The sequence below is a fragment of the Chitinophaga dinghuensis genome (assembly GCF_003259435.1).
Classification (GTDB): domain Bacteria; phylum Bacteroidota; class Bacteroidia; order Chitinophagales; family Chitinophagaceae; genus Chitinophaga; species Chitinophaga dinghuensis.
Window position 1 is genome coordinate 686183 of sequence record NZ_QLMA01000002.1, and the last position, 14208, is coordinate 700390.

Annotated in this window: 10 protein-coding genes; 9 read left to right on the forward strand and 1 reads right to left on the reverse strand. The window is 45.1% G+C overall.

Translation table 11 applies throughout. The features are described from left to right. Nucleotides 1-145: 145 nt before the first annotated feature. Both CLV59_RS08205 and bcp read left to right on the forward strand, forming a co-directional pair. Nucleotides 146-1840 (forward strand): peptidoglycan DD-metalloendopeptidase family protein, encoded by a 1695-nt coding sequence (locus tag CLV59_RS08205; protein ID WP_111591521.1) that lies wholly within the window; start codon nt 146-148, stop codon nt 1838-1840. Between the two features lie 21 nt (nt 1841-1861). Continuing rightward, complete coding sequence (bcp, locus tag CLV59_RS08210; protein ID WP_111591522.1) at nt 1862-2323, forward strand: thioredoxin-dependent thiol peroxidase; 462 nt, start codon at nt 1862-1864, stop codon at nt 2321-2323. 145 nt (nt 2324-2468) lie between these two features. Here the strand turns inward: bcp and CLV59_RS08215 are convergent, their stop codons facing one another. After that, a complete protein-coding gene (locus CLV59_RS08215; RefSeq protein ID WP_111591523.1) occupies nt 2469-4019 on the reverse strand; it encodes an SUMF1/EgtB/PvdO family nonheme iron enzyme in 1551 nt (516 codons plus the stop codon). Between the two features lie 224 nt (nt 4020-4243). Between CLV59_RS08215 and porU the strand changes: the two genes are divergently transcribed. The 7 genes from porU to CLV59_RS08250 all read left to right on the forward strand — a co-directional run bounded on the left by porU (nt 4244) and on the right by CLV59_RS08250 (nt 14196). Further along, nucleotides 4244-7639, forward strand: coding sequence for a type IX secretion system sortase PorU (gene porU, locus CLV59_RS08220; RefSeq protein ID WP_111591524.1), 3396 nt, complete (start codon nt 4244-4246; stop codon nt 7637-7639). A gap of 114 nt (nt 7640-7753) precedes the next feature. Then, nucleotides 7754-8932, forward strand: coding sequence for a type IX secretion system outer membrane channel protein PorV (porV, locus tag CLV59_RS08225; RefSeq protein WP_111591525.1), 1179 nt, complete (start codon nt 7754-7756; stop codon nt 8930-8932). Between the two features lie 110 nt (nt 8933-9042). After that, entirely contained in the window at nt 9043-9531 is a 489-nt protein-coding gene (ispF, locus tag CLV59_RS08230; RefSeq protein ID WP_111591526.1) for a 2-C-methyl-D-erythritol 2,4-cyclodiphosphate synthase, read from the forward strand. A gap of 35 nt (nt 9532-9566) precedes the next feature. Continuing rightward, on the forward strand, nt 9567-10010 hold the full coding sequence (dut, locus tag CLV59_RS08235; protein WP_111591527.1) for a dUTP diphosphatase: 444 nt from the start codon (nt 9567-9569) through the stop codon (nt 10008-10010). Nucleotides 10011-10013: 3 nt separating this feature from the next. Beyond that, nucleotides 10014-11741, forward strand: coding sequence for a tetratricopeptide repeat protein (locus CLV59_RS08240; protein ID WP_111591528.1), 1728 nt, complete (start codon nt 10014-10016; stop codon nt 11739-11741). 44 nt (nt 11742-11785) lie between these two features. Further along, a complete protein-coding gene (locus CLV59_RS08245) occupies nt 11786-12607 on the forward strand; it encodes a DUF4292 domain-containing protein (RefSeq protein ID WP_111591529.1) in 822 nt (273 codons plus the stop codon). Between the two features lie 107 nt (nt 12608-12714). Next, complete coding sequence (locus CLV59_RS08250; protein WP_170137675.1) at nt 12715-14196, forward strand: murein hydrolase activator EnvC family protein; 1482 nt, start codon at nt 12715-12717, stop codon at nt 14194-14196. The last annotated feature ends 12 nt before the right edge of the window (nt 14197-14208 follow it).

Genomic DNA, 14208 nt, shown 5'->3' on the forward strand with positions numbered 1-14208 from the left:
GTATGCAGGTCTGTTCATTTATCCCTGTAAGCTGCCTGGCCACAAGCCGGCAGCTTTGTCGGTTATAACGTGGATGTATATACGTAGTGGTAATTGACCGCAATTCAGTAACTTATGGACTCACTGAATTGCTATATTTGCAGCTATGAAGAATGTCATTGGAATATTTTGCTTACTACCGACTTTGTTAAGTGCCCAGACCCCCGGAGTAGAGAAGAATTACCCCCAGGGCTATTTCAGGAATCCCCTGAATATTCCCATAGAACTGGCCGGGAACTTCGGCGAACTAAGGCCCAATCACTTTCACTCGGGAATGGATATTAAAACCCAGCAAAAGGAAAATCTTCCGGTTCATGCTGCGGCAGATGGTTATGTGAGTCGCATAGGCGTGTCTCACACTGGTTTTGGTAACGTACTCTACATTACCCACCCTAACGGCTATACTACGGTATACGCTCACCTCAATACTTTTTTTCCTGCTTTGCAGGCATATGTCAAGCATCAGCAATATCAGAACGAAAGCTGGGCTACAGATCTGGAAATTCCTGCCGGAAAATTCCCGGTGCGTAAAGGAGACCTCGTAGCTTACAGCGGTAATACCGGCGGTTCTGCGGGGCCGCACCTGCATTTCGAAATCCGGAACACAGCCAGTGAAAAGCCATTGAATCCGCTGTTGTTTGGCTTTAATATCGCAGATACCAAAGCGCCTGACGTATATCGCATTGCCGTATATGACAGGGAAAGAAGTATCTATGAACAACAACCGCTTATGATCCCGGTAAAGAAAGTGGGCAACACTTATGTGACCACACAACCGGTGATTCATGTAAATGCTGCAAAGGCCGGCCTGGCCCTCACCGCGGTAGATCGCATGAATAATGCGCCCAATACCTACGGTATCTATGAGGCTACGCTGATCCATAATAATGAACCAGATATCGATTTCGAACTGGATAATATCGGTTATGACGAAACGCGCTATCTCAACGCTCACATAGATTACAAGGTGAAGAAAGGCGGTGGCCCTTATCTGCAATTAATGTTCTCGCTGCCGGGTAATCATCTGGACATCTACCATGACCTAAAAGGAGATGGAACCATCGATCTTTCTGATGGCGCCGTACACCAAATGGAATTACAAGTGAAAGATGCCTATGGTAATATGAGCGTGGTGAAATTTGCCTTACAGCAATCCGGCGAACCCACTGCACCGCGCACTTGCGCCAATACCATGTATCCGGATTCCAAAAATATCTTCGAAAACAACCAGGTGGAACTCTATCTGGATGAACGTGCCCTCTACGATAACATCTGTTTCCGCTACGCAGAAATTCCTGCCAACGGACCAAAAGATAAATCCAACGATTATCAGCTACATACCGCGCTGGTTCCAGTACACGACTTCTTTGATGTAAGACTGAAAGCGAATAAACCTATTCCGGAAGACTTACAATCCAAAGTAGTGATGGTCAGAGAAGGAGAGGGCAGTGGCACCTCCGCAACAAAGCTGGAAAATGGCTGGTATATCGGTAACTTCCGCGACTTCGGGAAATTCCATCTGGAAATAGATACCATCGCGCCAAAAGTAACGCCGCTGGGTATCAAACCGGGCGCTGTTTTGTCCAAGGCAGGGAAAATTTCCTTTGCCATGAATGATGCAAGCGGTATCAAAAGCTACCGTGGAGAGCTGGATGGTAAATGGCTGATGTTCTCCCGTAAAGGAAATGTACTGACTTATACATTCGATGAGCATTGCGCTCCTGGTACACATACGCTTGTGATGACAGTAACCGATATTGCCGGCAATGAAGGCACCTACCGTTTGACATTTAAACGTTAACAACAATAAACTTATCAGATAATGGCAGCATTAAAAGAAGGCGAAAAAGCGCCTGTTTTCAAAGGAAAAGACCAGCACGGAAAAACCGTGTCTCTCACAGACTTTAAAGGTAAAAGAGTGGTACTCTATTTTTACCCGAAAGATATGACGCCAGGATGTACTGCACAAGCTTGCAACCTGCGTGATAACTATACTGATCTGTTGAAAAAAGGCTATGCAGTAGTAGGGGTAAGTACAGACAGTGAGCAGAGTCACCAGAAATTCATTGAGAAGTATGAGTTGCCGTTCACTTTACTGGCAGATGAGGATAAGAAGATAGTGAACCAATATGGTGTATGGGGTGAAAAGACAATGATGGGAAAGACTTATGATGGTATTCACAGAACAACTTTCCTTATCAATGGCGACGGTGTGATTGATCATATCATCAAGAAGCCGGACACGAAGAATCACACAGAAGAAATACTGGAGATCTGGAAATAATTCCATTATTCTTCTGACAAAAAGATAGAAACGGGCATTGGCAAAGACGTCAATGCCCGTTTTTTTGTGGCTTCAGATTGTTGATAAAAATAAAAATCCCCGGACATTGTCCGGGGATTTTCTATGAGAAGTAAATTGAAAGTTCTTATCTCTTCTGGCGTTGTTTTTTGAACAGGTTACCAGTTTTGAATTTGTTACCTTCTGGGCTACCTACGCGGTCCATAGCGCAACGGAAACCAACGGTGTTTGTTGCCATATCTTCCTGCATGTAGCGGCGGGTACCAGGAGACAGCCAGTAAGCGCGGTCGTTCCAGCTACCACCTTTGATAACGTGAGATTTATCGTTGATCAGGGTAGTTATACCGTAACCATATTCTACGAGGGAGAGAGAGTCACCATCCAGGTAGTTGATTACATCCCCTTTCTGATAGTTCAGACGGTTTGCAGATTCTTCGTCTGTAACGTCACGCATTTTGATGCGGCCCAGACTATCTTTCTCCAATTGCTTATCGCCATTGAGATATACTGTCTGGAATTTGTTACCACGGAAGTAGTTGAAGTCGTCCCCATCGATAGGGCTGAGAGGTCTGTAAACGTCGAGTACCCACTCGCTAACGTTACCGGACATGTTATAGATACCAAAAGTGTTCGGGAAGAAGGAGCGAACCGGACCAGGAATGGAAGCACGGTCGTTCAAACCTCCGGCCACACCCATGTTATCACCGGATCTGCGTTTGAAGTTGGCCAGGAACATACCTTGGAAGTTACCGCGGCGGATATCACGCAGACCGCTGGTATTGGTACCCCAGGAATATACCTGTTTGTTCATGATCAGCTCTTCCCCGTGTTTACCTTCTTTTTTGGAAGGGCCAGGGTTCTGACCTATATAACCGAGAGCGGCATATTCCCATTCTGCTTCTGTTGGCAGGCGATAGTTCGGCAGCATAATACCGTCTTCGAACTGTGCGTTGCGGGGAGTGCCGTCAGGATTTTTGAATTCGTTTTTGGAACCTTTGGACATTTTGCCCGGAGTTCCTTCGTACAGACCTGCCATGTAGGCTTTGGTGTCGAAGGTATTGTCGTCTGACTGATTACCAACATCTGCTTTGGAAAGGAGACCTTTATCCATCAGCAGTTTTTCGTTTACACGGTTGGAACGCCATTTACAATAGTCAGTAGCTTGTTTCCAGTTTACACCCACTACCGGATAATCATTGTAGGCAGGGTGACGGAAGTAGTATTCTACCAGCGGCTCGTTATAAGCCAGTTCGCTACGCCAAACCAGGGTGTCCGGCATTGCCTGACGTAATACATCCGGGAAAGATTCCCCGTATACGCGGGCTACCCAGAACAGATATTCACGGTAATGAACGTTAGCTACTTCAGATTCGTCAATGTAAAAAGAGGAAACTGTAATACGACGAGGAATGTTGTTCCAGTCGCCCATTACGTCCTGCTCAGTAGCACCCATGGCAAAGGTACCGCCTTGTACGAATACCAGGCCAGGACCCGTCTGTTGGTTTTTATTCTTAGCTACGGTAAAACCTCCCATTTTCGGGTCGTTGTAGTTCCAGCCGGTAGCAGAAGAAGCTTCTTTCTTTTTGCCGAAAAGCCCACCACCGTCTTTATGACAGGCAGTCATGGATAGCATTACGCTGGTACCTACGAGCAATGACAAAGAGGTTAATCTACGCATGTGATACAGCTTTAGTCGATTATATTTACAGTAAACGCAAATGTAATCTTTTTTATTTTATGGTGAAATAATTTAATTTGTAACAGTCCCTTATATATCGCCTGGTTTTCACGGATATTGCTTCATTTGTAAAGGAATAAAAAGATATATTTGAAAAATTTATCTTCTATTTTATACTTTGTGTATTCATCCCTGACTATTACTTAGAAGTCCCGAACAAGATAATGAAACTGTCCGGAATTACTATATTGGCCCTGTTAATTTTGCTTTATGCTTCCCGGCAAACCCTTGCCCAATCAAGAAAGTATAAGAGCAACTCCGTGTTGGCCACTGGTCAGTGGTATAAAATTGCCGTTTCCCAACCAGGTATTTATAAAATTGACGCAGCCTTTCTTCGGAAAGTGGGGCTGAATCCTGATCAAATTCCCGCCAACCAGATCCGCCTTTTTGGTACCGGCGGAAGGATGCTCCCGGAACATAATGGCGACCGTACAGACGACCTGCCGGAAATAGCGCTCCAATTAAATGATAATGGCGACAATATTATTAACGGAAATGATGCGCTCTTGTTTTATGCACCGGGTCCGCATAACTGGATTTTTAATGCAGACACGCGTACCTATTCCCATCAGTATAATATATATAGCGATACCGCCTGGTATTTCCTGTGCGTAGGGCCGGGGGCAGGAGCGAGAATTCTGCCAGCCACCGTGAGAGAGGCGCCAGTGAAGGAACAGCATCTCTATACCTATCATTCCTTCTATGAAAATGACAGCCTGAATTTTTTGCGTAGCGGTAAACAATGGTATGGGGAAGAATTTAGCCTGGACCCCACTGCTGGCAGCAGGCATACCTATCGGTTTACTTTACCGGCATTGCCAGAAGGGCCTGTCACCGTAAATATGAGAGTAGCGGCCAGGGGAATCAACGGGAGTAATTTTAAAGTGAGTTTGAATAAGCAAGATGCGGCCACAGCATACCTGCTGCCTGTCAGCGGAAATGTGTTTGAAGCATTTGCCACAGCGGCAACCGGTACCGGCGCTGTGTATCTCAACAGTACTGGTATTCAGGCAGATGTAGATTTTTTACAGGGAGACAACAATGCGCGCGGCTGGCTGGATTATCTCGAAATCATTGCTGCATGTCCGCCACAGTTACCGGCTTCGGGAATGCTGGATTTCCGTACAGATGCATCGTTGCTGGATAATGTACAGACAGGCCTCACCGTTAGTAACGCTAATGCACAAACGCAGATATGGGATGTGACGAATATACAGGCTCCCATTCAGTTAAAAACGGCCCTTTCCGGAGACGCTCTTGCTTGTACTGTGCTTTCAGACAAGCCCAGAGAGCTGCTGGCCTTCCAACCTGCATCCATATTGCAGCCGGCTTACGTGAGTAAAGTAACGAACCAGGACCTGCATGCAGTAAAGGCAGATATGATAATTGCCACGACGCCGGCGCTCTTTGCACAGGCGCAGCGATTAGCGCAGTGGCATCAGCAGCAGGGATTGAATGCGCAGGTGATAACGATGGACCAGGTATATAACGAGTTTTCTTCAGGCACGCCTGATCCTACAGCATTGCGGGATTTTCTCAAAATGCAGTATGACCGTGGACAATTGCCCCAATACCTGTTACTTTTTGGCGCGGCCTCCTACGATTATCGCTTCCGGGTAAAAAATAATACAAACCAGGCGCCCTCCTGGCAAAGTACCGCTTCCCTTGATCCTGTGAGTTCTTACGTGACTGATGATTATTTTGGATTGCTGACAGATAAAGATGATATCAACCGAACGGATATACGAAATGTACTGCAACTGGCTATTGGGCGTATTCCAGCCCGCAATAGCACAGAGGCCGCGACGGCAGTGGATAAAATTATTCATTACCGGGAGAAATCCTTGCAGGGCAACTGGCGTAATCAACTGGTGTTCATTGCCGATGATGAGGATAATAACCTCCATTTTAATGATGCGGAACTGCTGACCCAATTGATTTCCACTGATTTTCCTGCATTTAATATCAGCAAAATCTACCTGGATGCTTATCAGCGACAGCCAGGCAATACGGGGCCAACCTATCCGGATGCGGTGAAAGCGCTGAATGAACGCATCAATCAGGGTGCTTTAATAGTGAATTATTCCGGTCATGGTAGTAATACCCGACTGGCAGAAGAAAATATTGTGGATGGTACTACCATTTTGCAGTGGCAGAACCAGGATTTTCTACCTTTATTACTGACAGCTACCTGTGATTTTGCACCTTTTGATAACCCTGCAATATTATCGCTGGGACAGAAGATACTATTGCAACAGCAAACTGGTGCGATTGCATTAATGACTACCACGAGAGCCGTATTTGCCGCATCTAACCGGGAAATGAACCAAAATTATATCCGGGCCGCGTTAACCAGGAATCCGGATGGTAGTTGGAAAAGTCTGGGTACTGCTGCAAAAGACGCAAAAAATATAACTTATGCAGGAAGTATAGATATTATCAATAACAGAAAATTCCAGTTACTTGGTGATCCGGCACTGACGTTAGCCTTTCCGGGATATAGAGTAGTAACAGATAGCATTAATGGTCGGGCACTTGATAATAATAATGTGGCAATACCCGCTTTAGCTGAAATGCGTATTGTAGGGCATCTGGAAGATGAAAATGGGCAGATGGCCAGTACTTATAACGGCAATCTATACACGACAATATATTCTTCGCCTGTTGTTAATACGACGAAAGGTAATACTGCAGCGAGTTTGCCGACTAATTTTGAAAAGCAGGAATCTGTACTGTTCAGGGGAACGGCGGCAGTGAATAATGGTCGGTTTGTGAGCACGAATACTTTGCCATTGGATGGCGTTCTTTCCGGCGGGAAGGGGAAAATCAGTTATTATTCTACTGGTAATCCGACAGATGGAGCAGGTGTTTTTAACGGATTACAGGTAACAGCTCCTGTACATGGAGGAGACGGAACGTTGCCAGCATTACAGATTTGGCTAAATAACAGGTTGTTTAAAAGTGGAGATCTGGTGGGGCCCAATCCTGTTTTATTGGTAGAACTCTCTGCCAGCAATGGAATCAATATTGCAGGCCTTGACCCGGAACATAATCTGCTTGCATTATTAGACAGTGCAGAATATATTGTATTAAATGATTATTTTAGCGCATCTTTGGATAACTATAAGAAAGGGACTGTAGTATATCCGTTAAAGGGATTATCGCCTGGTAAGCACCGGATCACTATTCGGGCCTGGGATAATAGCAATAACAGGGTTGTTGGTACTGTGGAATTTGAAATAACTGAATCAGGGGTTATCGCCGTTGAGGGCCTAACTAACTATCCAAATCCGTTTCATTATCAAACAAGGTTTGTGTTCTCCCATAATCTACTGGGAATGCAGGCCGAGGTTACACTTCAGATATTTAATATGGAGGGTAGACTAATGAAAACATTGAGAAACACAATAATTCCGGGAAGCAACCGTTTTGATGGCATGCCCTGGGATGGTACCGGGGAGTCGGGAGCGAGATTATCCCCAGGTATGTATCTTTATCGACTAACTATCAGCAGTAACGGTAAGAAAAAGGTCAAGGGCGGAAAGGTAATTTTATTATGATTATGCCTATGCAGTATGAAGTGTCTGAAAGCCGTCTTCCCTTATCAACCCCTTATCTGATTAACATATTATAAATTAGATTATTTTTACATCCTATCAAAATACGAACATTGCATGATCCGAAAGTTAACTTTGAGCCTGGTGTTCATATATAGTACTTTCACTAGTTTAAGAACCTCAGCCCAGACTATAGACTCTACTGGTCAGTTAGATGGTCGTACCAATACTATTAATACAGCTGTTCCTTTCCTACGAATTACGCCTGATGCCCGCAGTGGCGCAATGGGAGACGTTGGTCTTGCCATTTCTCCTGATGCATCTTCGATGTATTTCAATCTGTCTAAGATTCCCTTTGCCGACGTGAAATCAAGTGTTGCTGTAACCTACACTCCATGGCTGAAAGAACTCGTCAACGATGTTTTTCTGGCTACGGTTAGCGGTTACACGAAAATTGATGATAACCAGGCAGTATCAGGATCGCTGCGTTACTTCTCCCTTGGTACCATCAATTTCAGAGACATTACCAATACTGACCAAGGTAATTTTCATCCAAGAGAATTTGCATTGGATGCAGGTTATGCCCGTAAATTATCTGAACATTTTGGGGTAGGCCTTACCGGTAGATTTATCTACTCGAATCTGGCTGGTGGCCAAACAGTGAATGACCAGACTATCCGTCCAGGTAAAGCATTTGCTGCCGATGTATCCGGCTTCTATACCAAAGACTTTGAAAAAGATAATGGAACAGTGAACAAATTGAGTATAGGTTTAGCGATTACCAATATTGGTACTAAGATCTCCTATACCAGTTCTGCGCAGAACAAAGATTTCATCCCTACCAACTTCGGGTTGGGAGCGGCCTATACCGTTGCCATGGATGAAATGAATACCATTACCCTGGCATTGGATGTGAATAAACTGATGGTGCCAACACCGGATACCGCCGGCAGATATAAAAATAAATCAGTGCTGGAAGGAATGTTCTCTTCCTTCGGAGATGCTCCGGGAGGTTTCAAGGAAGAAATGCAGGAGCTGATGTATTCCTTAGGCGCTGAATACTGGTACAACAAACAATTTGCGGTAAGAGCCGGTTATTTCAATGAAAATAAAAACAAGGGCAACCGTAAGTATTTCACCGCAGGTGTGGGTATCAAATATGATATCTTCGGGTTGAACTTCTCTTATCTGGTACCTTCAGGTTCCGGTATACAGCGTAATCCGCTTTCCAATACCCTCCGATTCACCCTAACTTTCGATCTGGGTACGAGAGAAGAAAGCCGGACAGGCTGGTAACCAACAATCTAAAAAATCAGTTAAAATCATAAACAAATCCCTCCTGACCGGAGGGATTTGCTTTTTATACCGTACTTTGCGGATTGGCAAAATGACTAAATTCAAATCTTATGAGCAATATACGTATCGGATTGGGTGTAGATTTTCATCAGCTGGTGGAAGGCCGTGAATTTTGGCTTGGTGGCGTATTGGTGCCACATCACAAAGGGGCCCTAGGGCATAGTGATGCGGACGTATTACTGCATGCTATCTGTGACGCTATGCTGGGAGCCCTCGCACTCGGCGATATTGGCGTACATTTCCCAGATACAGACAATACTTACAAAAATATTGATAGTAAAATCCTGTTGTCCCGCTGTGCACAACTGATTGGCGAAAAAGGATACCAGGTGGTGAATGTAGACAGTACGCTTTGCCTGGAAGCGCCCAAAATTAAACCATACGTACCGCAGATGCAGGCAGTCATCGCAGAACGCTTACGTATCAGTATTGACGATGTGTCTGTAAAGGCCACCACTACTGAAAAAATGGGCTTTGTAGGCCGTGAAGAAGGCGTGATGGCATATGCTACCGTTTTGCTGGAAAAGTATAATAATTAGGACTAAACTCTGCTATAAAAAAATATCTTTGCTGAATGGCTGAAGTAATTGTGAAAATAATTAATAAGTCGGCGAACGAATTGCCCTCTTATGCTACTGCAGAAGCTGCAGGAATGGATCTCCGTGCTAGTCTGGAGGCTGCTATCATCTTACAACCAATGGAGCGTACCCTCGTTCCTACCGGATTGTTTATTGAACTGCCGACTGGCTATGAAGCACAAATCCGTCCCAGAAGTGGCCTGGCCATCAAACAGGGACTTACTCTTCTCAATACGCCCGGTACCATCGATGCGGATTACAGAGGCGAGATTAAACTAATCATGATCAATCTGTCCAACGAACCACAAACCATTCAACCTGGGGACCGCGTGGCACAAATGGTGGTAGCGCCATTTGTTCAGGCTTCTCTCCAGCCAGTAGAAATACTGAGTGATACGGTACGCGGGGAAGGCGGATTCGGTCATACCGGTAAATCGTGATAAATGCGTGTATACGTCACAGTGATAGGTGTTACCCTGGCCTTGATGATAGGCGCCTGCTCCACTAATAAGCACACAGCAGGCGTGCCCATCAAAAATCCAGAACTGCTGAAGCAGCGGTCGGACAGCCTTTTCTTTGCTGCCCAGCGCTCTAAAATGAAGGGCGACTATCGTACAGCGATCACACAGTATTCCGATTATCTGAAGCTGGATAAATCCAATCCTGTCGTATATTATGAGATTGCCCGTCTCCTGATGGACAATCGCAGCGGCCCTTACGCGCTGAACTATGCTCGTAAAGCCGCTGCATTAGACTCTTCCAACAGATGGATATTGCAATTACTGGCAGATACCTACGCAGTATCTGAAAAATTTGATAGCGCCGCAAACGTCTACCAAACACTCAGTAACCGCTATCCCACAAATGATGATTACCTCTACAATCAAGGTATTCTCCTGTCAAAAGCAAACCAATCTGCTGCTGCACTGGAGGTATTCAACAGACTGGAGAAGAAAACAGGAGTGGTGGAAGAAATCACTTACCAGAAACAACGACTACTCCTGAAGCTGAACAGGGCAGAAGAAGCAGCGAATGAAATTAAGAAACTGATTGCCACCAATCCTTCCGAAATCCGCTACTATTACCTGTTGGCAGAAGTCTATGATGCCAACGATCAGCTGAAGGACGCTAAAGTAGTCTACAACGATATCCTCTCAAAAGATCCGGAAAATCCCAGAGCACTTATCGCACTGGCGAATTATTCCAAAAAAGATAATGATACCACCGCCTACTGGAATTACCTGACAAAGGCATTCGCCAGTAAAAACTATGGTATCGATGAGAAAGTCGCCTTCGTTTACCCTTACCTCCAAATGCTGGAAACAGATTCCACCAAATTGGATGAAGGCCTGAAATTAGCTCGACTCATCATCCAAACCCATCCCAAGGAAGCCAAGGCATATGCTTTGCAGGGAGATATGTTCTCCCAGGCAGATATGCTGGATAGCGCACAGCTCAGTTACCAAAAGGCTTTACACCTGGATTCCACCCGTTTCTCGGTATGGTACCAACAAATGTGGATCTATTCCCGAAAAGATGATCCCCAAGCCCTGAAAGCCCTGAGCGATACGGTAACAGGCCTGTTTCCAAAGGAATTCATGGGCTTCTATTTCAATGGCCTCGCGAATTACCTGCTGCAACAATATCCTGCCGCCATCAACGCTCTCAACAAAGGACTGGAGCTGGGCAATGCCGAAAAACGGTTTGCCGCAGACGCCTATTCTCTGTTGGGCGATAGCTACCACGCGACAGGTCAACACGCACTGTCCGACAGCAGCTATGAGCGTGCGCTCCAAATCAGACCAAAGGATGCATCTGTATTAAACAATTACAGCTACTACCTTTCCCTTCGTGGTGAAAACCTGGAAAAGGCAGCTGAAATGTCCAGAAGATCGCTGGAAATAGAGCCAGACAGTCCTACTTTCATGGATACCTACGCCTGGATTCTCTTCCGTCAGGAAAAGTATGAGGAGGCCAAAGAGTGGATGGACAAAGCATTTCAGCATCCTGAAACCCTGCAGAACGCCAATATGTTGGAACACTACGGGGATATCCTCTATAACCTGAAAGATGTAAATAAAGCAGTGGAATACTGGCAGATGGCCAAGGAAAAAGGAGCTTCTTCCGTGGACCTCACCAGAAAAATTGCTGAAAAAAGATATATTCAATAAGCCGGTAATGCTGTACCACAGCACACCAAAAGTCAAAAGCCAGTATGAGATTATTGTTATTTGTGGGTTTAATTGCTATTGTTTCTGTTTCCTGTCGACGCCCTAAAGAACTGGCCCGTACCACTTTCCCTGCTGCTGATACCAGCAAACGAGTAGTGGTAAAAGATAGTACGTCCAGCGAGGGAATGAACAGGTTCATAGATTCCATGCTAACAGGTATCCACAGCAATCATATCGACTTTAATTCTTTTTCCGGTAGAGCCAAGTTTGCTTTCGAAACCGAACAGGATAGCAAAAATGGCCTGTCTGTTAATATCAGAATGCAGAAAGATAGCATCATCTGGATTTCTATCTCTGCACCTGTTATCGACGAAGTAGTACGCGCTGTTATCACACAGGATAGCCTGAAAATGTATAACAGACTGAAGAAACAGCTGGTGCTGCGTAACCTCGCAGACGCAGGCGATTTACTCAATGTCCCGTTCGATTTTAAAACCTTACAGGACCTGCTGATTGGCAATCCTGTTTATCTGACAGACTCAGTTTATCAGGTAATCAAAACGCCTTCCATCATTTCTTTTAGTTGTGATAATCCCAGATTTATCAGCCTTTTCAATGTATATGCAGATGATTTTGGATTGCAACAAAGCAAAGTAATGGATAAAGGAGAAAACGATGTTAAGCGATCATGCGAGTTGACGTATGGCGATTATACTAAAATAGGTGCACGCAAATTCCCTACTACCAGACGTATTTACGTGGAAGAAAAAAGTACGACCAAGGTAGCGCTCGACTTCACCAGATATGATTTTGATGTGCCGGTTTCGTTTCCATTTAGTATGCCATCCGGATATAAACGCATGTAATGGCGGATCTGCAAATGTTCCGCTGCATTAAAATCAGAAACGTTGTATATTTATCGTTTATATATCAGACATTAATTTCGTAGTTACTAAATATAGTCATGTTGTATTTGAAGAAGATTATTCCGTTTGTGTTGGTAATATGGTTGATGCCTGCCCTGGTGGTAGCCCAGCAGAATGCTGGACAGCAACAGCCTGCCCAATCACGGGAGGACCTGGAAAGAAGAAAGAAAGAACTACAACATGAAATAGATGAAGCGAATGCGCAATTACAGGAAACCAAGAAATCTACCAAAGAGAGTCTTGGCCAACTGCGCGCACTGCGGGATAAAATTACCCTCCGTTCAAAATTGATCAACAGTATCAATGATGAAATTAATTTCATCAATGGAGACATCAATACCGCGAACCGGGATGTAAACACCCTCAGAAAAGACCTGGATACCCTGAAAGCACAGTACGCACAACTGGTAGTGTATGCATACAAGAACAGGTCTGCCTACGACATGATGAACTTCGTGTTTTCCGCTTCCAGTTTTAATGATGCTGTAAAGAGATTCCAATACCTCAAACAATATCGGGAATATCGTCGTCGTCAGGCGGATAATATCGTGTCCACCCAGGCATTACTGAATAAGAAAATCCAACACCTGGAATCCCAGCGTGTAAAACGTGGAGATGCGCTGAAAACAGAAGAAGACCAGCGCGCAACGTTGGAAGCCGATAAGAAAGAGAAAGATGAGGTACTGAATAAGCTGAAAGGACGTGAGAAAGAGCTGGTACAGGATATCAACCAGCGTAAGAAAGATGCCCAGAAAGTACAGATCGCGATCAGGAATGTAATCCGTCGTGAGATTGAAGAGGCGCGTCGTAAGGCGATGGAAGAAGAAGCGGCCCGTAAAAAAGCTGCTGAAGAGAAGAAACGGAGAGATGAGGAGGCACGCAAAGCCGCCGCCGCTGCAGCAGCAGAGAAAGCCAGAGCCGCCGCTGCTGAAAAAGCCAATAATGCTAATAACACTACTAACAATACGCCAACCCCTGCTCCAGTAGAAAAACCAGCAGAGAAACCTGTTGAAAAACCAGTGGAAAAGCCAGTGGAGAAACCTGCAACTCCTGCGCCTGCACCAACGCGTAGTGAGAACGTACTGGAAGCGACACCGGAAGCGCTGGCATTATCTGAAAGCTTCGAAGCCAACAGAGGTAAACTGCCATGGCCTGTGGATGCCGGTAATATCATCGAACACTTTGGTATTCACCAGCACGCAGTAATGGAACATATTACAGTCCCTACAGATGGTATCGTTATTGCTACTACCAAAGGCGGTCCGGTTAAATCCATCTTTGAAGGAGAAGTGAAATCTGTAGTAGTAATGCCAGGTATGGGTTATATGATCATTATCCGTCACGGACAATATTTCACAACGTATGTACGTTTGCAAACCACACGCGTGAAGAAAGGCGATATGGTGAAAACCGGACAGGTAATCGGTACCGCTAGCGTAAACGAAATTGAAAATACCGGCGAGGTAGAACTGCAGATCTGGAAAGGTATTACCAAGCAGAATCCAGAGCAGTGGATACGTCGCAGATAGGCCAAGGGGTGT

Bases quoted from the DNA above. Each gene is read 5' to 3' on its own strand.
- CLV59_RS08240 (WP_111591528.1), top strand. From the start codon at position 10,014: ATGCGTGTATACGTCACAGTGATAGGTGTTACCCTGGCCTTGATGATA.
- ispF (WP_111591526.1), top strand. From the start codon at position 9,043: ATGAGCAATATACGTATCGGATTGGGTGTAGATTTTCATCAGCTGGTG.
- dut (WP_111591527.1), top strand. From the start codon at position 9,567: ATGGCTGAAGTAATTGTGAAAATAATTAATAAGTCGGCGAACGAATTG.
- CLV59_RS08245 (WP_111591529.1), top strand. From the start codon at position 11,786: ATGAGATTATTGTTATTTGTGGGTTTAATTGCTATTGTTTCTGTTTCC.
- porV (WP_111591525.1), top strand. From the start codon at position 7,754: ATGATCCGAAAGTTAACTTTGAGCCTGGTGTTCATATATAGTACTTTC.
- bcp (WP_111591522.1), top strand. From the start codon at position 1,862: ATGGCAGCATTAAAAGAAGGCGAAAAAGCGCCTGTTTTCAAAGGAAAA.
- CLV59_RS08215 (WP_111591523.1), bottom strand. From the start codon at position 4,019: ATGCGTAGATTAACCTCTTTGTCATTGCTCGTAGGTACCAGCGTAATG.
- CLV59_RS08205 (WP_111591521.1), top strand. From the start codon at position 146: ATGAAGAATGTCATTGGAATATTTTGCTTACTACCGACTTTGTTAAGT.
- porU (WP_111591524.1), top strand. From the start codon at position 4,244: ATGAAACTGTCCGGAATTACTATATTGGCCCTGTTAATTTTGCTTTAT.